The 18,006-nt window shown below is 69.5% G+C and carries 16 protein-coding genes; 11 read left to right on the top strand and 5 right to left on the bottom strand.

All coding sequences use genetic code 11. The features are described from left to right. Window positions 1-67 precede the first annotated feature (67 nt). From dxs to xseB, 3 genes are read right to left on the bottom strand one after another with little or no spacing between them, the layout of a single operon-like run. Window positions 68-1,912, bottom strand: coding sequence for a 1-deoxy-D-xylulose-5-phosphate synthase (dxs, locus tag AC1RGU_RS02915; protein WP_070061821.1), 1,845 nt, complete (start codon window positions 1,910-1,912; stop codon window positions 68-70). Window positions 1,913-1,934: 22 nt separating this feature from the next. Next, complete coding sequence (locus tag AC1RGU_RS02910) at window positions 1,935-2,858, bottom strand: polyprenyl synthetase family protein (protein WP_492694617.1); 924 nt, start codon at window positions 2,856-2,858, stop codon at window positions 1,935-1,937. Window positions 2,859-2,869: 11 nt separating this feature from the next. Next, on the bottom strand, window positions 2,870-3,136 hold the full coding sequence (xseB, locus tag AC1RGU_RS02905; protein WP_062468817.1) for an exodeoxyribonuclease VII small subunit: 267 nt from the start codon (window positions 3,134-3,136) through the stop codon (window positions 2,870-2,872). Between the two features lie 273 nt (window positions 3,137-3,409). Here xseB and AC1RGU_RS02900 point away from each other — a divergent pair, with 273 nt between their 5' ends. The 8 genes from AC1RGU_RS02900 (at window position 3,410) to AC1RGU_RS02865 (ending at window position 12,305) form a co-directional block, all read left to right on the top strand. After that, a complete protein-coding gene (locus tag AC1RGU_RS02900) occupies window positions 3,410-4,555 on the top strand; it encodes an aromatic ring-hydroxylating oxygenase subunit alpha (RefSeq protein WP_056582780.1) in 1,146 nt (381 codons plus the stop codon). 62 nt (window positions 4,556-4,617) lie between these two features. Then, window positions 4,618-5,550 (top strand): DMT family transporter, encoded by a 933-nt coding sequence (locus AC1RGU_RS02895; RefSeq protein WP_062468822.1) that lies wholly within the window; start codon window positions 4,618-4,620, stop codon window positions 5,548-5,550. 53 nt (window positions 5,551-5,603) lie between these two features. Beyond that, window positions 5,604-6,512, top strand: coding sequence for a sulfurtransferase (locus AC1RGU_RS02890; RefSeq protein ID WP_492694615.1), 909 nt, complete (start codon window positions 5,604-5,606; stop codon window positions 6,510-6,512). Next, window positions 6,509-7,099, top strand: a complete 591-nt coding sequence (locus AC1RGU_RS02885; RefSeq protein WP_492694613.1) for a DUF2796 domain-containing protein — start codon at window positions 6,509-6,511, stop codon at window positions 7,097-7,099. The genes AC1RGU_RS02890 and AC1RGU_RS02885 overlap by 4 nt, the downstream gene beginning before the upstream one ends. Window positions 7,100-7,103: 4 nt before the next feature. Next, window positions 7,104-7,850 (top strand): ABC transporter ATP-binding protein, encoded by a 747-nt coding sequence (locus AC1RGU_RS02880; RefSeq protein WP_062468827.1) that lies wholly within the window; start codon window positions 7,104-7,106, stop codon window positions 7,848-7,850. Next, on the top strand, window positions 7,847-9,109 hold the full coding sequence (locus AC1RGU_RS02875) for an ABC transporter permease (protein WP_070061815.1): 1,263 nt from the start codon (window positions 7,847-7,849) through the stop codon (window positions 9,107-9,109). Before AC1RGU_RS02880 ends, AC1RGU_RS02875 begins: the two co-directional genes overlap by 4 nt. A 2-nt stretch (window positions 9,110-9,111) precedes the next feature. After that, a complete protein-coding gene (locus AC1RGU_RS02870) occupies window positions 9,112-9,738 on the top strand; it encodes a DUF3299 domain-containing protein (RefSeq protein ID WP_492694610.1) in 627 nt (208 codons plus the stop codon). A 188-nt stretch (window positions 9,739-9,926) separates the two neighbouring features. Next, window positions 9,927-12,305, top strand: coding sequence for a DUF3300 domain-containing protein (locus AC1RGU_RS02865; RefSeq protein WP_492694608.1), 2,379 nt, complete (start codon window positions 9,927-9,929; stop codon window positions 12,303-12,305). A gap of 40 nt (window positions 12,306-12,345) precedes the next feature. Here AC1RGU_RS02865 and AC1RGU_RS02860 read toward each other — a convergent pair whose 3' ends face one another. Beyond that, window positions 12,346-13,617, bottom strand: coding sequence for a M20/M25/M40 family metallo-hydrolase (locus tag AC1RGU_RS02860; RefSeq protein ID WP_062468836.1), 1,272 nt, complete (start codon window positions 13,615-13,617; stop codon window positions 12,346-12,348). A 136-nt stretch (window positions 13,618-13,753) separates the two neighbouring features. On the opposite strand from AC1RGU_RS02860, the gene AC1RGU_RS02855 reads away from it, so the two are divergent. Both AC1RGU_RS02855 and AC1RGU_RS02850 read left to right on the top strand, forming a co-directional pair. Further along, a complete protein-coding gene (locus AC1RGU_RS02855; RefSeq protein WP_492694606.1) occupies window positions 13,754-14,392 on the top strand; it encodes a class I SAM-dependent methyltransferase in 639 nt (212 codons plus the stop codon). Window positions 14,393-14,568: 176 nt separating this feature from the next. Beyond that, window positions 14,569-16,221 (top strand): ankyrin repeat domain-containing protein, encoded by a 1,653-nt coding sequence (locus AC1RGU_RS02850; protein WP_492694604.1) that lies wholly within the window; start codon window positions 14,569-14,571, stop codon window positions 16,219-16,221. A 20-nt stretch (window positions 16,222-16,241) separates the two neighbouring features. Here AC1RGU_RS02850 and AC1RGU_RS02845 read toward each other — a convergent pair whose 3' ends face one another. Then, window positions 16,242-17,069: a sulfite exporter TauE/SafE family protein gene (locus AC1RGU_RS02845; protein ID WP_492694602.1), complete on the bottom strand. Its 828-nt coding sequence runs from the start codon at window positions 17,067-17,069 to the stop codon at window positions 16,242-16,244. A 102-nt stretch (window positions 17,070-17,171) separates the two neighbouring features. On the opposite strand from AC1RGU_RS02845, the gene AC1RGU_RS02840 reads away from it, so the two are divergent. Next, the gene (locus AC1RGU_RS02840; protein WP_492694600.1) at window positions 17,172-17,936 is read left to right on the top strand and encodes an AraC family transcriptional regulator; all 765 of its coding nucleotides are present in this window, start codon (window positions 17,172-17,174) and stop codon (window positions 17,934-17,936) included. Window positions 17,937-18,006 lie beyond the last annotated feature (70 nt).

Below are 18,006 nucleotides of genomic sequence, written 5' to 3'. Positions count from 1 at the left end.
GTGAGTCCTTTTGATTGTAAAAACGCGCTTACAGGTGGCCGGCGGGGGTTTACCCTGCGACCTCTTGTCAAACGAAGCGTTTCTTGATCGCGGCGGCAATGCCGTCGGCATCGAGGCCGATCGATGCGAGCAGCTTGGCCGGATCGCCGTGCTCGATGAAGCGGTCGGGCAGGCCCAATTGCAGCACCGGCTTCTGGATACCCGCGGCCTGCAGGGCCTCGACCACCGCACTGCCCGCGCCGCCCATGATGGCGCCCTCTTCGAGCGTGACGAGCGCGTCGTGCGTGCCCGCGACCTGCAGCAGCAACTCGACGTCGAGCGGCTTGGCCCAGCGCATATTGACCACGGTGGCATCGAGCGACTCGGCCGCCGTGAGCGCCGGGTACAGCAAGGTGCCGAACGCGAGGATGGCGATGCGCTGGCCTTCGCGCCGGACTTCGCCCTTGCCGAAGGGCAGCGCGTCGAGCGTGAGGTGCGGCGTGGTGCCGGCGCCCGCGCCGCGCGGGTAGCGCACGGCCACCGGATGGTTCTGCTCGTAGGCGCTCGTCAGCAGCTGACGGCACTCGCGCTCGTCGGCCGGGCAGGCGATGCTCATGTTGGGAATGCAGCGCAGGAACGGGATGTCGTACGCACCCGCGTGCGTGGCGCCGTCGGCGCCCACGAGGCCCGCGCGGTCGAGCGCGAACACCACGGGCAGGTTCTGGATCGCCACGTCGTGGATCAGCTGGTCGTAGGCGCGCTGCAGGAAGGTCGAGTAGATCGCCACCACGGGCTTCAGGCCCTCGCAGGCCAGGCCGGCCGCGAAGGTGACGGCATGCTGCTCGGCAATGCCGACGTCGTAGTAGCGGTCGGGGAAGCGCTTCTCGAACTCCACGAGCCCCGAGCCTTCGCGCATCGCGGGCGTGATGCCCACGAGGCGGCCGTCGTGCGCGGCCGTGTCGCACAGCCACTGGCCGAAGACCTGCGTGAAGGTCTGCTTGGCCGCCGTGGTCGACTTGACCAGCCCGACCTGCGGATCGAACTTGCCCGGGCCGTGGTAGGCCACCGGGTCGGCTTCGGCCAGCTTGTAGCCCTGCCCTTTTTTCGTGACCACGTGCAGGAACTGCGGGCCGTCCAGGTGCTTGAGGTTCTCGAGCGTGGGCACCAGCGAGTCGATGTCGTGGCCGTCGATGGGGCCGACGTAGTTGAAGCCGAACTGCTCGAACAGCGTGGCCGGCACGACCATGCCCTTGGCATGCTGCTCCAGCCGCTTGGCCAACTCGAACAGCGGCGGCGCATTGCGCAGCACGCTCTTGCCGACGCTCTTGGCGGCGGCGTAGAAGTTGCCGCTCATGAGCTGCGCGAGGTAGCGGTTGAGTGCGCCCACCGGCGGGCTGATCGACATGTCGTTGTCGTTCAGGATGACCAGCAGCTTGCAGTCGCACACGCCCGCGTTGTTGAGCGCCTCGAAGGCCATGCCGGCCGTGAGCGCGCCGTCGCCGATGATGGCCACGGCATGGCGCTTCTCGCCCTTCTGCTTGGCGGCCATGGCCATGCCGAGCGCGGCCGAGATGCTGGTCGACGAGTGGGCGGTGCCGAAGGTGTCGTACTCGCTCTCGGTGCGCTGCGGAAAGCCCGAGATGCCGCCGAGCTGGCGCAGCGTGGGCATGCGCTCGCGCCGGCCCGTGAGGATCTTGTGCGGGTAGGTCTGGTGGCCCACGTCCCACACCAGCCGGTCGTGCGGCGTGTTGAACACATGGTGCAGCGCCACCGTCAGCTCGACCGTGCCGAGGTTGGAGCTCAGGTGGCCGCCGGTGCGCGAGACGTTGTCGAGCACGCAGGCGCGCACCTCGTCGGACAGCTGCTTGAGCTGGGCCCGGTCGTACTGGCGGATCGGCGAAGGGTCGTGGAGAGTGGGAAGCAGCGGAGCCATGGAGGTGGGTTCTTTTTTCTTCTCAGCGGTCGCGGTCGACCACCATGTGGGCCAGGGCGCGCAGTGCGGCAGTGTCGGCCAGGCCGCTCTTGTTCAGCGCGGCGATGGCATCGGCAAGAAGCTGGCTCGCCTGCGCGCGCGCGCCGTCCAGGCCGAGCAGCGACACGTAGGTGGGCTTGTCGGCCGCGGCGTCCTTGCCGGCGGTCTTGCCCAGGGTTTGCGAGTCGGCGGTGACGTCGAGGATGTCGTCGACCACCTGGAACGCCAGGCCGATGGCGGCGCCGTAGTCGCGCAGCGCCGCCAGCGCGGCCGGCGACACGGTGCCGCAGGCGGCGCCCATCTCGACGCTGCCCTGCAGCAGCGCGCCGGTCTTCAGGCGGTGCATTTCGCGCAGCTGGGTTTCGTTCAGTGCGATGCCGACGCTGGCCAGGTCGATGGCCTGGCCGCCGGCCATGCCCTGGCTGCCAGCGGCGCGCGCCAGCAGGCGGCACAGCAGGGCCTGCATGGCCGCGGGCACCTCGTCGCCCTCGGGCGCGAGCAGCTCGAAGGCCAGCGCCTGCAGCGCGTCGCCCGCGAGCAGCGCGTCGGCTTCGCCGAACTTCACGTGCACGGTGGGCTTGCCGCGGCGCAGCACGTCGTTGTCCATGCACGGCAGGTCGTCGTGCACCAGCGAATAGGCGTGGATGAGTTCGGTGGCGCAGGCCGCACGCAGCGCGGCGTGGGCGTTGCCGCCGACCGCTTCATTGGCCGCGAGCACCAGCAGCGGCCGCAGCCGCTTGCCGCCGTCGAGCACGGCATAGCGCATGGCGTCACCCAGCAGCACCGGCGCATCGACGCCTACCCAGCGCGACAGCGCCGCTTCGACCGTGGCCAGGTGGGGCTCGGCCCAGCCGGCCAGCGTCTTCGCGTCCCAGGGAGTGGCGGTGGTGGGGGCAGCGGAGGTCATCGGGACGGCGCTCATTCGGCCGTCCAGGGCTTGAGGCTGCCCGCGTCGAGCACCTTGATCTGGTCCTCGACCGCCTGCAGCTTGTCGCGGCAGAAGCCGAGCAGTGCGGCGCCGCGCTGGTAGCTGCCCAGCAGCTGGTCCAGCGGCAACTGGCCCGATTCGAGTTCTGCAACCAGTTGTTCCAGTTCCTGGAGCCCGGCTTCGTAGCTGGCGGGCAGCGGCCCGGTGTCGGGCGTCGCCGCCGGGCTGGTCGTGGAAGGAGAAGGCACCTTGGGCATGCAACGAATCGTGGATGAAACGGAACATTTTAGGGCGGGGGCGCAACGAACCGCCGGGCAGCCTGTGCACGCGCGCGCGACCCTTTGCAACACCCTGTATGACGCCCGGCCATGCGAGGCAAAAACCCGGCGGGCGCAAAAATGCCCCCCGGGTACAATCCCCGCTTCCCCCGCCGGTCGCACCGGCACACCTCTTCGGGCCGTCACCCTTGCAGACGGCGCCTTCCGTTTTTTTCTTTTTTTCTCCCTGTGGGGAGCTTGGTCAGGTCCTCCATGTCTGATTTAAGTCTTCAACTGCAGCAGGCCGCGAGCCAACTTCCAGTTACCGCGTATTTCGACGAGGCCTTGTACGCCCGCGAAATGCAGAACCTTTTCGCGCGAGGGCCCCGCTACGTCGGGCACCGACTGGCCGTGCCCGAGCCGGGTGATTTCCACACCCTGCCGCAGGAACACCAGGGCCGCGCGCTGGTCCACACGCCCAAGGGCGTGGAACTCATCTCGAACGTCTGCCGCCACCGCCAGGCCCTGATCCTGCAGGGCCGGGGCCAGCTCGACGCCCAGACCGGCGGCAACATCGTCTGCCCGCTGCACCGCTGGACCTACGCCGCGAAAGACGCCCGCACCACCGGCACGCTGATCGGCGCCCCGCATTTCGACCAGGACCCGTGCCTGAACCTGCACAACTACCCGCTCACCGAATGGAACGGTCTTCTGTTCGAGAAGAACGCCGACGGCAGCGGCCGTGACGTGGCGGCCGACATGGCGGGCCTGGGCCCGCAGGCCGACCTCGACTTCTCGGGCTACGCGCTCGACCGCGTCGAGTTGCACGAGTGCAACTACAACTGGAAGACCTTCATCGAGGTCTACCTCGAGGACTACCACGTCGGCCCGTTCCATCCCGGCCTGGGCAGCTTCGTCACCTGCGACGACCTGCGCTGGGAGTTCAAGCCCGAGTTCTCGGTGCAGACGGTGGGCGTGGCCAACCGCCTGGGCCGCGCGGGCAGCCCGGTCTACCAGAAGTGGCAGGAGCAGCTGCTCAAGTACCGCGACGGCAAGCCGCCGAAGTACGGCGCGATCTGGCTCACCTACTACCCGCACGTGATGATCGAGTGGTACCCGCACGTGCTCACCGTGTCGACCCTGCACCCGGTGAGCCCGACCAGGACGCTCAACATGGTCGAGTTCTTCTACCCCGAGGAAATCGTCGCCTTCGAGCGCGAATTCGTCGAGGCCCAGCAGGCCGCCTACATGGAGACCTGCGTGGAAGACGACGAGATCGCCGAGCGCATGGACGCCGGCCGCCGCGCGCTCATGCTGCGCGGCGACAACGAAACCGGCCCCTACCAGAGCCCCATGGAAGACGGCATGCAGCAGTTCCACGAGTGGTACCGCAACGCCATGCAGCAACCACCCGTCTGACCCTCGCCTCTCTCGCCCCGCACCCGCCGGGGCTTTCTTTTTTCTGATCTGGATGTCAATCGATGCAAGCGCTGTGGATGGTGCTCGGGGCCTTTCTGTTCGCCACCATGAGCGTGGTCGTGAAGGTGGCCTCCGAATGGTTCAACAGCGGTGAGATGGTCCTGGGGCGCGGCCTCATCGGCATCGTGTTTCTCTGGCTGCTGGCGCGCAACCGCGGCACCTCGCTGGCCACCAAGTACCCCGGCATGCACGCCTGGCGCAGCACCATCGGCGTGGTGTCGCTGGGCGCGTGGTTCTACGCCATCGCCCACATGCCGCTGGCCACGGCCGTCACGCTCAACTACATGAGCAGCGTGTGGGTCGCGGCCTTCCTGGTCGGCGGCGCGCTGCTGGCCTGGGTGCCGGTGCCCGGGCGCGACGGCCGCATCGAGCGCCCGCCGCTGCAGGGCCCGCTGGTGATGACGGTGCTCGCGGGCTTTGCCGGCGTGGTGCTCATGCTCAAGCCCACGGTGGGCGGTGGTGACGGCTTCGCGGGCATGCTGGGCCTGCTGTCGGGCGTCACGGCCGCCTTTGCCTACATGCAGGTGGTGGCGCTGTCGCGCATCGGCGAGCCCGAGCTGCGCACGGTCTTCTATTTCGCGGTCGGCTCGGCCGTGGCCGGCGCCTTCGCCACGGCCGCGACCGGGTTTTCGGGCGGCAGTTCGTGGACGTGGCAGCATGCGCTGTGGCTGCTGCCGATCGGCCTCCTGGCTGCCCTCGGACAGCTGTGCATGACCCGCGCCTACGCCACCGCCAAGACCCAGGCCGGCACACTGGTGGTGGCGAACCTGCAATATTCGGGCATCGTGTTCGCGGCCTTCTACAGCGTGGTGCTGTTCGACGACCGCATCGACGCCGCCGGCTGGGCCGGCATGGCGCTGATCATCGCCAGCGGCATCGCGGCCACCGTGCTGCGCCAGCGGGCCGTGCCGAAGGCGCCGGCCGAGGAACACTGAACGCAGCAGCCACGGCACCCATCGCCGAACCATTTTTCGAAGGAGCTCCCGCCATGTACACCACCCTCATCTCCGTCGAACAACTCAGGCAGCTGCGCGAGGGCGACTCGCCCCTCATGGTGTTCGACTGCAGCTTCGACCTCATGAAGCCCGAGGCCGGCGCACAGCTGTACGCCGCCGCGCACATCCCGGGCGCGCAGTACGCCAACCTCGACACCGACCTCAGCGCCAAGCACGGCCTGCCCGGCGCGCGCGGCGACGTGGTGGTGGCGCAGGACGACGGCGTGCCCGCCTCGGGCGGGCGCCATCCGCTGCCCAGCCGCGAGAAGTTCGCGGCCTGGCTCTCGTCCGTGGGCTTCTCCAACACGATGCAGGCCGTGGTGTACGACCGCAACGGCGCCAACTACTGCGGGCGCCTGTGGTGGATGCTCAAGTGGATGGGCCACGACGCCGTGGCCGTGCTCGACGGCGGCCTGCAGGCCTGGCAGGCCGCGGGCGGCGAAGTGACCGAACGCGAGGAGCCCGCGCGCTTCCAGTCGAATTTCGTACAGGGCGAGCCGATCGCCAAACTCGTGACCACCGACACCGTGGTGCGCCGGCTCGGCCAACCTGACCAGCAGCTGATCGACGCGCGTGCCGGTGCACGTTACCGCGGCGAGGTGGAACCTCTGGACCCGATCGCGGGTCACATCCCCGGGGCCCTGAACCGGCCCTTCGCCGACAACATCGGTCCCGACGGCAAGTTCAAGCCCGCCGCGCAACTGCGCGCCGAGTTCGAAGCGCTGCTCGCGGGGCGCGATGCGGCGACCGTCGTCCACCAGTGCGGCAGCGGCGTGAGCGCCGTGCCCAACCTGCTCGCGATGCAGATCGCGGGGTTCGGGACGACCGCGCTCTATGCCGGCAGCTGGAGCGAATGGAGCAACACGCCGGGGCTGCCGACCCGGCAAGGCGCAGAACCATGATGCACACCCTGCACACCCGACTTCGACGCACGTCCTCCGGCTTCGCACTGACCGCCGCCGCGCTGTTCGCGGCCGCCATCCTTCCCGCACAGGCCCAGCAACAGCACGCGCATGTGCACGGCCAGCTCAAGCTCGACGTGGCCATCGACGGGCCCACCATCGTGATCGCCATGGAATCGCCGCTGGACAACATCGTCGGCTTCGAGCGCGCGCCCAAGACCGACGCCGAGAAGAAGACCGTCGAGGCCGCCATCGCCCAGCTGCGCGCGGCCGACAAGCTCTTCTCCATCGACCCCGCCGCCAACTGCAAGCTCGGCCCCGTCGACCTGCGCTCCGGCGCGCTCGGCCTGGGCAACCCCGACCCCGCCGAATCGAGCGGGCACGCCGACCTCGACGCCTCTTTCTCCTTCAACTGCACCCAGGCCGCTGCCGCGAAGTTCATCGACCTGAACCTGTTCTCGGCCTTCAAGGGCGCACGCCAGATCGACGTGCAGATCGCCAGTGCGCAAGGCCAGTTCAAGCGCCAGCTGAAGCGCCCGAGCGGCGCGCAGGCGGCGCAGCCTTCCCGCCTGACGCTGGGCAAGTGACAGCGTGAGCACCCTCCCGCAGGCCGAGACCACGCACTTGCGCGTCGTGCTCGCCGCCGAAGCCCTGCGCTTCACCTGGCCCGGCGTGAAGACACCCTGCATCGACATCGAGGCCCTGCGCATCACGGCGGGTGAATCCGTGTTCCTGCACGGCCCGAGCGGCTGCGGCAAGAGCACGCTGCTGTCGCTGCTGGCCGGCGTGCTGGTGGCCGACGAAGGCCGCGTCACGCTGCTGGGCCACGACTGGGCCAAGCTCTCGGGCACGCAGCGCGACCGCGCCCGCGTGGCGCACGTGGGCTACATCTTCCAGCAGTTCAACCTGCTGCCCTACCTGAGCGTGCTCGACAACGTGCTGCTGCCCTGCCGCTTCTCGGCACGGCGCGAGGCGCAGGCCGCGCGCAACGGCAGCTCGCGCGACGAAGCCGAGCACCTGCTCGACCAGATGGGCCTGGACCGCGCGCTGTGGAAGCGCCAGGCGCTGCAGCTCTCGGTGGGCCAGCAGCAACGCGTGGCCGCGGCGCGCGCGCTCATCGGCCAGCCCGAGGTCGTCATCGCCGACGAGCCCACCTCCGCGCTCGACGAAGACCGGCGCGAAGCCTTCCTCGACGTGCTGCTCACGGCCTGCGCCGTGAACCACAGCGCGCTCGTGTTCGTGAGCCACGACCAGCGCATCGCACCACGCTTCGCGCGGCATGTGCTGCTGCCGGAGATCAACCGTGCGGCGAGCAACGCGATGGCGGTGGACGCATGAGAGCTCTCTTCTCCATCGCGTGGCGCAGCGCCTGGAACCGCCGCTTCACGCTCGCGCTCACCGTGTTCTCGATCGCGCTGTCGACCTTCCTGCTGCTGGGCGTGGAGCGCATCCGCACCGAGCTGCGCGAGAACTTCGCCTCGTCGGTCTCGGGCACCGACCTCATCGTGGGCGCGCGCACCGGCTCCACGCAGCTCCTGCTGTACTCGGTGTTCCGCATCGGCGCGGCCACCAACAACATCTCGTGGAAGAGCGTGCAGGCACTGCAGGCGCACCCCGGCGTCGACTGGGTGGTGCCGCTGTCGCTGGGCGATTCGCACCGCGGTTTCTCGGTGCTCGCGACCACGCCCGAGTACTTCACGCACTTCCGCTACGGCGACCGCCAGACCTTGAAGCTGCGCGAAGGCAAGCCCTTCGATGCGCTGTTCGATGCCGTGGTCGGCGCCGAGGTGGCCGACAAGCTGGGCTACCACGTGGGCCAGAAGATCACCCTGGCGCATGGCAGCGGCGAGCTCAACGTGGCCGAGCATGCCGACAAGCCCTTCACCGTGGTGGGCGTGCTCGCGCGCACTGGCACGCCGGTCGACCGCACGGTGCACATCGGCTTGGCGGCCATGGAAGCCATCCACCTCGAATGGGTGGGCGGCGCGCCGATGCCGGGCGTGAAGATTCCGGCCGAGCAGGTGCGCAAGTTCGACCTCACGCCCAAGAACGTGACGGCCGCGCTCGTGGGCCTGAAGAACCGCGCCGCCGTGTTCGGCGTGCAGCGCTGGATTTCCACCTACACCGGCGAACCGCTGATGGCCATCCTGCCGGGCGTGGCGCTCGACGAGCTGTGGAGCGTGATCGGCATCGGCGAGAACGCGCTGCTGCTGATGTCGGCACTGGTCGCGCTCGTGAGCCTGGCGGGGTTGGTGTCGGTGGTGATGGCGGGCCTGAACGAACGCCGCCGCGAGCTCGCCGTGCTGCGCGCCGTGGGCGCGGGCCTGCGCCATGTGCTGGCGCTGCTGGCGCTCGAAGGCGCACTGGTCACCGTGCTGGGCGTGCTGCTGGGCGTGACGATGGCGGTGCTCGGCATCGCCCTGCTCTCGCCATGGCTGCAGGCGCAGTTCGGGCTGACGCTGAGCCTGTCCGAACCTACACTGAACGAATGGCTGCTGACGGCGAGCCTGCTGGTCGCCGGCTGGCTCGCGAGCCTGCTGCCCGGCATCCGGGCCTACCGCCTGTCGCTGGCCGACGGCCTTTCTCCGAGAATCTGACCATGACGAAGACCTCCACACCCCGCGTGCTCACCGCCCTGTCGATGCTGCTGGCCGGCGCCTGCCTCGCAGCCGCCGCCTGGGCCGCCGAGCCCGCACCGAAGGACACCACGGCAACCAACCCGCTGGGCGGCAAGCCGGCCGCCGCCGCGCCGCAGGCCGCGGCGGGCCAGCCGCGCCAGATCAGCTGGGAAGAGCTGGTGCCCAAGGACTGGGACCCGGCCAAGGCCTTCAAGGGCATCGACCTGAGCACGCTCGACGACGGCGACCCGCGCGCCAACGAGCTGCTGATGAAGATGCAAGAAGTGTCGAACAACGCGCCCACCAACCCCGCGCTCAACGGCGTGGAAGTGAAGATCCCCGGCTTCATCGTGCCGCTCGAAGAGGCCAAGGGCGAGGTCACCGAGTTCCTGCTCGTGCCCTACTTCGGCGCCTGCATCCACACGCCACCGCCGCCGGCCAACCAGATCCTGCACGTCATTCCGCAGAAGGGTGCCAAGTTCCGCGCCATGGACACCGTGTGGGTCACCGGCAAGCTGCAGACGCTGCGCAACGACTCGATGATGGGCGTGAGTGGGTACCACGTGAAGGCCAGCAGCGTCACCAAGTACTCGGGCGGCGCCAAGTAACGACTTAGAGGTCTTTCCCCGGGCGATCGCCACGTCGCCCGGTGGTCTCGTGGTCCTGCGCCGACAGCACAGGCGGCGCACCGCCGACACAGACCGTTGCATCCGGGGCGCAGGCTGTGTCATCGCCTGCTCTGGCCCGCCGTTGAAGGAGTTCCGGGCACCCTGCCGGCGTCTTCAGGACATGCCAGATGACACCCTCTCCCCACCGCCCCCTCCTTCAGCGGCGCCTCATGGCTTCGCTGTGCGTCGCAGCCTTGTTCGTTGCGGGCTGCGACAAGCCCGCAGCACCGCCTCCCGCCGCTGAAGCACCGGCCACCCAGGCACCAACCCCCGCGCCCGTCGCCGCGCCGGTGCCCGCCGCCTACACGCCGCCTTCGGCCGAGCAGCTCTACCAGCTGGTCGCGCCGATTGCGCTGTACCCCGACAAGCTCGTCGCGCAGATCCTGGCCGGCGCCACCTACCCCGATCAGATCACCGCGGCCCACGGCTGGCTGCAGCAGAACCCCACGCTCAAGGCCGGCCCGCTCGCCGACGCCGCCAACCAGCAGCCGTGGGACCCGAGCGTGAAGTCGCTCACCGCATTCCGGCCCGTGATGGACCAGATGGCCGGCAACATCGCGTGGACCACCTCGCTGGGCAAGGCCTACTACAACGACCCGGCCGACGTGATGAACGCGATCCAGGTGATGCGCCAGCGCGCGTCGAAGGCCGGCCGCCTCAAGAACAACGACAAGCTGCGCGTGGCGCGCGCCGCAACGCCGCCCAACTACACGCCCGCGCCCGACATGCAGCCGATGTACGCGGGCCCTCTGGTGATCGAGCCGCCCGAGGAACTCATCACCATCGAGCCCGTGCAGCCCGACGTGGTGTACGTGCCGCGCTACGACCCGCAGGTCGTGTACGACACGCCCGTGGCCGTCTACCCCGGCTATGCCTATGCACCGCCGCCGGTGGTGGTCGAGCCCGGCTACAGCCGCGGCCAGGTGGCCGCGGTGGGCGCGCTGGCCTTCGGCAGCGGCGTGATCGTCGGCTCCGCACTGGAGCGCCACGGCTGGGGCTGGAACGCCTGGAACATGAACTGGGGCGCACCGCGCTGGCGCGACCGCGCGGCACCGCCGCCCCCGCCCTACCGGCCCGCGGTGGTCTACAACAACAGCACGTATGTGTCGCGCTCGACCACGGTGGTCAACAACGTGCGCAACGTCTACAACAACAACTACGCAGGCGATCGCAGCGGCCCGCCGACCGGTGCGGCGGCATGGCAGGCGGCGCAGCAGCAAGAGCAGCTGCAACAACAGGCGCGTGCCCAACAGCAGCAACAACAAGCGCTGATGCAGCAGCAGGCAGCCCAGAACCAGGTGCGCGAGCAACAGCAGGCGCAACAGGAACAGGCTCGGCGCCAGCAACAGGTGCAGCAGGAACAGGCCTTGCGCCAGCGCCAGGACCAGCAGGAGCAAGCCCGTCGACAGCAGATGCAGCAGCAACAAGCGGCACAGAACCAGCAACGTCAACAACAGGCGCAGCAAGAGCAGGCACGGCGTCAGCAGCAGATGCAACAGGACCAGGCTCTGCGCCAACGCCAGGATCAGCAGGAACAAGCCCGTCGCCAGCAGATGCAGCAACAGCAGGCCACGCAGGACCCGCAGCGTCGACAACAGGCCCAGCAGGAGCAGGCACGGCGCCAGCAGCAAGCGCAGCAGGAACAGGCACTGCGTCAGCGGCAAGACCCGCAAGAGCAAGCCCGTCGCCAACAGATGCAGCAACAGCAGGCCACGCAAGACCAGCAACGTCAACAACAGGCGCAGCAGGAACAGGCACGACGTCAGCAGCAAGCGCAACAGGAGCAGGCCCTGCGTCAACGCCAGGACCCGCAGGACCAAGCCCGTCGCCAGCAGATGCAGCAGCAACAGCAGGCCCAGCAAGAGCAGGCGCGTCGCCAGCAGCAAGCGCAGCAACAGGAACAGGCGTTGCGCCAGCAACGCCAGGACCAGCAGGAGCAGGGCCGGCGCCAACAGATGCAGCAGCAACAGGCACAACAGGAACAGCTACGTCGCCAGCAGGAACAGCAGCAGGCCCAGGCCGCCCAGCAACAGCAACGGCAGGCGCAGCAGGAACAGGCCCGGCGCGCGCAGCAGATGCAGCAGCAGGCTCAACAGGAACAGGCCCAGCGAGCGCAGCAGATGCAGCAACAGGCTCAACAGGAGCAGGCCCGTCGCCAGCAGCAGCAGCAGCAGCAGCAGCAGCAGCAACAGCAACAGCAACAGCAACAACAGGCACAGGCGCAAGCGGCGCAACAGCAACGCCAGGCCCAGATGGAACAGGCGCGCCAGATGCAGATGCAACAGCAGCAAGCCGCCCAGGCCCAGCAACGCCAGCAGCAGGAGCAGATGCAGCGCCAGCAGATGCAGCAACAACAGCAGGCGGCGCAGAACCAGGCCCGCCAGCAGCACCAACAGGAACAGATGCAACGCCAGCAGGCGCAACAGCAGCAGGCCCAGGCGCAGGCCGCAGCGGCGGCAGCTGCCGCCCATCGCCGCCGCCCGGGCGATCCCAACGCACCGCAGTGAACCCGCGGCCCCTGCCTTGGGCGCACTGCGCGCTACAGACTCAGTTCTTGCCGATCTCGGTCAGCAGCCGCGTCACGAGGTACAGGCGCGGCACGATCGAGTCGACCTCGATGTACTCGTCGCGCGCGTGGTAGCCGAAGCCCGCGAGGCCGAAGCTCTCGACCACCGTGGCCTTGCCCGAGCGGCCCGCGAAGCCCGCGTCGGTGCCGCCGCCGGTCATCGGCGTCAGCGCCAGTTCGCGGTCGAGTTCCTTGTAGATCGCCTGCGCCTTCTCGGCCAGCGCGCGGCCCTTGGCGCCCGCGACGAAGGCCGGGCGGCCCACCTCGACCTTCACCGTGGTCTCGGTGTCGGGAATCAGCTTGCCGCTGGCGATCTTGGCCTGCAGCGCCTCGGTGAGTTTCTTCTCGGCACCAGGTTGCGTGATGCGGATGTCGCCCAGCGCCTGCGCCTTCTCGGTGATCTGGTTGATCGGGCCGGTGGCGCGCGCCACGGTCCAGTTCAGCGTCACGCCGGGGATGTCCTTGGCGAGGTCCTTGGTCTGCAGCATCTGGTACGACAGCTCGTACAGCGCGTTGCGGCCCAGCTCGGGCGCAGCGCCGGCGTGCGCCGCGCGGCCCTTCACCTCGAGCGTGGCCTGCGCGATGCCGGCCGCGCCGAGCAGCAGCGACTCGCCCTTGGCCACCGCCTTGGCGGCCGTCGGCTCGAAGGACAGCACCGTGTCGTGCAGGTCGGCCGTGGTGGCGATGAGTTCGCCCGAGCCCACCGAGCCCACCTCTTCGTCGGGGTTCACGAGCACCGTGAGCGTGTCGTAGTCGCGCCAGCCCGCGTCGGCCAGGATCTTGAGCGACGCCATCATCACCGCGAGGCCACCCTTGTCGTCGGCGATGCCGGGGCCGTAGATGCGATTGCCGTCCACCTTGTAGGGCTGGCTGTTCAGGATGCCCGGCGCGTACACCGTGTCCATGTGGCCTTGCAGCATGATCTTGCGCTTGCCCGTGCCCTTGATCGTGCCGATGACGATGTCGGCGCCCGCGCCGGCCGAGGCCTTGCGGCGCTCCGTCTTGAAGCCGGCCGCCTTCAGGCGCCCTTCGATCACGTCGGCCATCTTCATCAGGCCCTCGACGTTCAGGCTGCCCGACTCGATGGACACCATCTCCTTCAGGTTGTCGATGACGGCGGGCTGCGCCTTCTCGGCAGCGGCCAGGAGCTTCGCATCGGGCGCCGCCTGCGCGGTGGCCACGGCGCCGAGCGCCAGGCCGCAGGCCAGGGCGACGGAACGCAGGGAGAAGAAAGACGAGGTACGCATGGTCATGAGAGTCTCTTTTCCTGGAGTGATTGGCGGGCGCCAGCATAGCGACATGGCGGGCGAAACGGTGCAAATCGGCGACAGCGCCCGGGTGGCGGTTTACAGTGCGCCGCATCCTTCCACACGCCGCTGATCCAAGACCATGAGCCTCGCGAACGACGCCAGATTCTGGGACCGCAGCTCGCGCCGCTACGCGAAGAGCGCCATCGCGGACGAGGCCGGCTACGCGCGCACGCTCGAGCGGACCCGCGCCCTCTTCAAGCCCGACGCGCGCGTGCTCGAACTGGGCTGCGGCACCGGCACGACGGCCCTGCGCCTCGCGGCCCACGTTCGCGCGTACCTGGCGACGGACATCGCCGAAGGCATGATCGCCATCGCCGAAGAGAAACACGCCGCCGCCCCTGTGCCCGGCCTGGCGTTCCGCGTGGCGACCGCCGAGACGCTGGCTCCGGGCGAAGGCCCCTTCGACGGCGTGCTGGGCTTCAACTACCTCCACCTGGTGCGCGACCTGCCCGGCACGCTGCGCCGCATCCACGCCCTGCTCGCACCCCAGGGCCTGCTCGTCTCCAAGACGCCCTGCCTCGGCGACATGACCCCGCTGCTGCGGCTGGCCTTGCTGCCCGCGATGCGCGCGATCGGGCTGGCGCCGCATGCCGGCGTGTTCCGGGCGGCAGAACTCGGGGCGCATCTGCAGGCGGCCGGCTTCGAGATGCTTGCCAGCGAGAACCACGCGACGAAGGGTGGCGAGAACCGCCCCTTCATCGTGGCGCGCAAGCGGTGACCTGCACTTCGGCGCGTGGCGTCGCCCTGCCCCGATCCGCTACCATCCGGGCCGCGGTGCAAGCCGCGCCCGGGCCCGCGGGAAGGGTTGAACCCACTTGCCTTCTTCATGACGATCCACAGCCTTTTGTGCAGCCGGATTTGCGGGTCATCGGCGCCTGATGCACGGAGGTTTCCATGAAGCGCATTCCCGCCCGGCCCGACATCGGCCACCTGAAGAAGCAAGCCAAGGAACTGCTTGCCCTCTACCGAAGCAACGACCCCGAGGCCTTTCACCGATTTCGTAGCGCTCTGCCGGCTGCGTCGGGCAAGACCGATGCCGCTTTGGCAGCCCAGGGCTTGCGCCTGCACGATGCCCAGTCGTGCGTGGCGCGCGAGTACGGCTTCGCGTCGTGGGCCGACCTGCAGGGCTTTGTCCTCGCCCGCAGGGCGCAGGCCGATGACCCGGCCCAAGCAGTGCTCCATTGGCTGCGCCTCGTGTACGCAGGCGACATCACCGGCGGCACGAACCGCGCACGGCCCGCGGTGGCCTTGCGCATGCGCGACGAGAACGCCGCCCTGGTGGCGGGTGGCGACCCGTGGGTGGCCTGCGCCATCGGCGACGAAGCCGCGCTGCGCCACGCCACCGCGCAAGACCCGGCATGGGTCCATCGCGCGGGCGGCCCGCTGCAACTGCCGCCGCTCGTCGCCGTCACGCACTCCGGCCTGATGCGACTGCCCGGCCATCGCGAACGCCTGCACGCGTGCGCGAAGTTCCTGCTCGACGCCGGCGCCTCTCCCGATCAGTCCGCCGGCAACCGCTGGCCTCCCGCATCGCTCGAAGCGCCCGCCGACACCGAGCGGCTTTCCGCGCTGTACGGCGCGGCCGGGCAGAACCACGACGCTGAGCTGACGAAGCTGCTGCTCGACGCCGGCGCCGATCCGAACGACGGCGAATCGCTGTACCACTCGCTGGACCAGCCCGCCTGCACGAAGCTGCTGCTGGAAGCCGGCGCGCGCGTGACAGGTTCGAACGCGCTGTACCGGGTGCTCGACCTGGACGACGTCCAGACGCTGCGCCTCCTGCTCGCACACGGCGGCGACGCGAACGAACCGCCGCAGGGCCCACCCATCTCGGACTGGGGTTCGCCGCTGCTGTGGGCCCTTCGCCGCCGCCGTTCGCCCGCACACATCGAGGCCTTGCTGGCCGCCGGCGCGCGACCGGACGTGTTCACGCAAGACGGCACGCCCGCGCACACCATCGCCCTGCGCTTCGGGCTGACCGAGGTCGCACAGCTGCTGCAGGCCGCGAGCGGCGACCCGGCGCCACTCCCCACCAGCGAGGCCTTCATCGCAGCCTGCGCGCGAGGCGACGAAGCCACGGCGCGAGCGCTGCAGGCGCGGCACCCTGGCCTCATCGGCGCGCTCGACCCCACACAGCTTCGCCTGCTGCCGGAACTCGCAGCCCAGGGCTGCAGCGATGCAGTGAAGGCGATGGTCACGCTCGGCTGGCCCCTCGAAGTCCGTGGCGGCGACTGGGACGCCTCGGCGCTCAACCACGCCGTGTTCTGCGGCGATGCGGCGCTCACCCGGTTCCTGCTTGCACACGGTGCCGACTGGCAGGCGCCGCACGGCTTCGGCGACAACGCCTGCGGCACCTTGTCGTGGGCCTCGCTGAACGAGCCCGTCGAAGGCGGCGACTGGGTCGGTTGCGCCCAGGCCCTGGTGGCCCACGGCATGCCTGCTGCGCGGCCCGACCCGCAGGACGCGAACGGCGTGTTCCTCGGTGCGCGGCGCAGCGTGTTCTCGGACGAGGTCACGGACTTCCTGCTGGGCGCATCGATGGCGTGAAGCGGGACGGTGCCGCGCGCTCAGCGCACCACCATCGCCCCGAACACCACGATCAACAAGGCCAGGTAGACCTTGGCGTGGATGCGGTCCGGAATGCGCCCGATCCACAGTGCGGCGACGCGGATGCCGATCCACGAACCCACCACGAGCGCCGCCGCCGCGCGCACGTCGACATACCCCACATGCCACGGCCCGAACGCCGGCGTCGAGGTGGCGGACAGGGCCACGTAGGTGGCCGTGCCCGCCAGCGCGACCGGCAGGGACAGCGGGTTCGCCATGGCCGTCGCGCGACTCATCTCGATGCCGCGACGGCGCATGAGCGGCACCGTCATCACGCTGCCGCCGACGCCGAGGAACGCGGCAATCCAGCCGATCGCCAGGCCCGACAGCGTCGTGGCCGCGAGAGAGGGCGCCGCCTTGCTCGCCACGATCGGCGAAAGAAAGCCGGGGCGCAGCCAGCAGTCCACGATGGTCAGCGCGAGGTACGCCGCAAACGCCCAGCGCAGCCATTCCCCGTGGACCGCGGTGGCGGCCAGCGCCCCCAGCACCGCACCGGCACCGATGACGCCCAGCAGCGGCCGGATGTGCGACCAGTCCAGCGTCCCTGCACGCTGATGGCGCCACGTGGCCAGCAACGCGCCGAAGACCATCACGCAGGTGGACGTGGCCACCGCGATCTGCATGGCCGACTGCCCGACGGCGCTGTCGGCCGCGTTCAGCTGGGACAGCAGCTGGTAGAGCAACGGGACCACGACGAATCCACCGCCGAAACCGAACAGCACGGTGGTGACGCCCGTCAGGCATCCGCACACCACCAACATCACATACAGCGACACAAGGCACTCCATCGACACGGAAAGAAGCCTTGAGGCTAGAGTTCGAGGGGCTGGCGCGCTTGCGATGTTCGGTCAACAATATTTGCGTTCCGGCCAACCCACCGACCCGCTGCCGTGCGCAACCAGTCCCTCGACACCCTCGACCCCACGCCCCGCGCCGTGCTGGCCATCGGCACCGACTACGCGCCGGGCACCCTGCTCGAAATGCACAGCCACCGCCGTGCCCAGTTTCTCTACGGCGCGACCGGGCTGATGGAGGTGGGCACGGACGACGGCGCCTGGGTCGTGCCGCCGCACAGCGGCGTCTGGATTCCGGCCGGCAAGCCGCACCGGGTGCGGATGGTGGGCGTCAGCACGCGCAGCCTCTACATCGAGCCGGCCGCCGCGCCGCGCGGCGGTCCGCAGTGCGAGGTGCTGGCCGTGTCGCCGCTGCTGCGGCAGCTGTTGATCGAGGCCATCGACGTGCCGGCGCTGTACGACGAACGCGGCCGCGACGGCCTGTTGATGTCGCTGGTGCTGAAAGAAGTCGGCCGCGCGGCGGCCCTGCCCTTCTTTGCGCCGCTGCCGGGCGAGCCGCGACTGGCGGCGCTGTGCATCGCCTTCCTACACGCGCCCGACGTGCGCACCTCGCCCCTGGCCTGGGCGCAGCAGCTGCACCAGAGCGAACGCACCTTCAGCCGGTTCTTCCGCCAGCACACCGGGATGGCGTTCGCCGAGTGGCGCAGCCAGGCCTGCCTGCTCTCGGCCATGGCCCAGCTGGCGATGGGCCGGCCGGTGACCGCGGTGGCGCTTCAGCTGGGCTACGACAGCCCGGGCGCCTTCTCCACCATGTTCCGCAAGCGGCTGGGGCAGAAGCCTTCGGCGTTCATCGCGGCCTGAGGCGCAGGTTCTCGCTCGCGGCGATGCATGGCATCCTTCGCCTGCTTGCCACCGATTCACAGGGAGTGAA

The sequence above is a fragment of the Variovorax sp. GW823-FHT02B07 genome, from assembly GCF_058797695.1.
This window is presented reverse-complemented; position numbering and strand designations above follow the sequence as displayed.

Excerpts from the sequence above, each read along its gene's own strand:
- dxs (WP_070061821.1), bottom strand. The coding sequence starts at position 1,912 with ATGGCTCCGCTGCTTCCCACTCTCCACGACCCTTCGCCGATCCGCCAG.
- AC1RGU_RS02910 (WP_492694617.1), bottom strand. The coding sequence starts at position 2,858 with ATGACCTCCGCTGCCCCCACCACCGCCACTCCCTGGGACGCGAAGACG.
- xseB (WP_062468817.1), bottom strand. The coding sequence starts at position 3,136 with ATGCCCAAGGTGCCTTCTCCTTCCACGACCAGCCCGGCGGCGACGCCC.
- AC1RGU_RS02900 (WP_056582780.1), top strand. The coding sequence starts at position 3,410 with ATGTCTGATTTAAGTCTTCAACTGCAGCAGGCCGCGAGCCAACTTCCA.
- AC1RGU_RS02895 (WP_062468822.1), top strand. The coding sequence starts at position 4,618 with ATGCAAGCGCTGTGGATGGTGCTCGGGGCCTTTCTGTTCGCCACCATG.
- AC1RGU_RS02890 (WP_492694615.1), top strand. The coding sequence starts at position 5,604 with ATGTACACCACCCTCATCTCCGTCGAACAACTCAGGCAGCTGCGCGAG.
- AC1RGU_RS02885 (WP_492694613.1), top strand. The coding sequence starts at position 6,509 with ATGATGCACACCCTGCACACCCGACTTCGACGCACGTCCTCCGGCTTC.
- AC1RGU_RS02875 (WP_070061815.1), top strand. The coding sequence starts at position 7,847 with ATGAGAGCTCTCTTCTCCATCGCGTGGCGCAGCGCCTGGAACCGCCGC.
- AC1RGU_RS02870 (WP_492694610.1), top strand. The coding sequence starts at position 9,112 with ATGACGAAGACCTCCACACCCCGCGTGCTCACCGCCCTGTCGATGCTG.
- AC1RGU_RS02865 (WP_492694608.1), top strand. The coding sequence starts at position 9,927 with ATGACACCCTCTCCCCACCGCCCCCTCCTTCAGCGGCGCCTCATGGCT.
- AC1RGU_RS02860 (WP_062468836.1), bottom strand. The coding sequence starts at position 13,617 with ATGACCATGCGTACCTCGTCTTTCTTCTCCCTGCGTTCCGTCGCCCTG.
- AC1RGU_RS02855 (WP_492694606.1), top strand. The coding sequence starts at position 13,754 with ATGAGCCTCGCGAACGACGCCAGATTCTGGGACCGCAGCTCGCGCCGC.
- AC1RGU_RS02850 (WP_492694604.1), top strand. The coding sequence starts at position 14,569 with ATGAAGCGCATTCCCGCCCGGCCCGACATCGGCCACCTGAAGAAGCAA.
- AC1RGU_RS02845 (WP_492694602.1), bottom strand. The coding sequence starts at position 17,069 with ATGGAGTGCCTTGTGTCGCTGTATGTGATGTTGGTGGTGTGCGGATGC.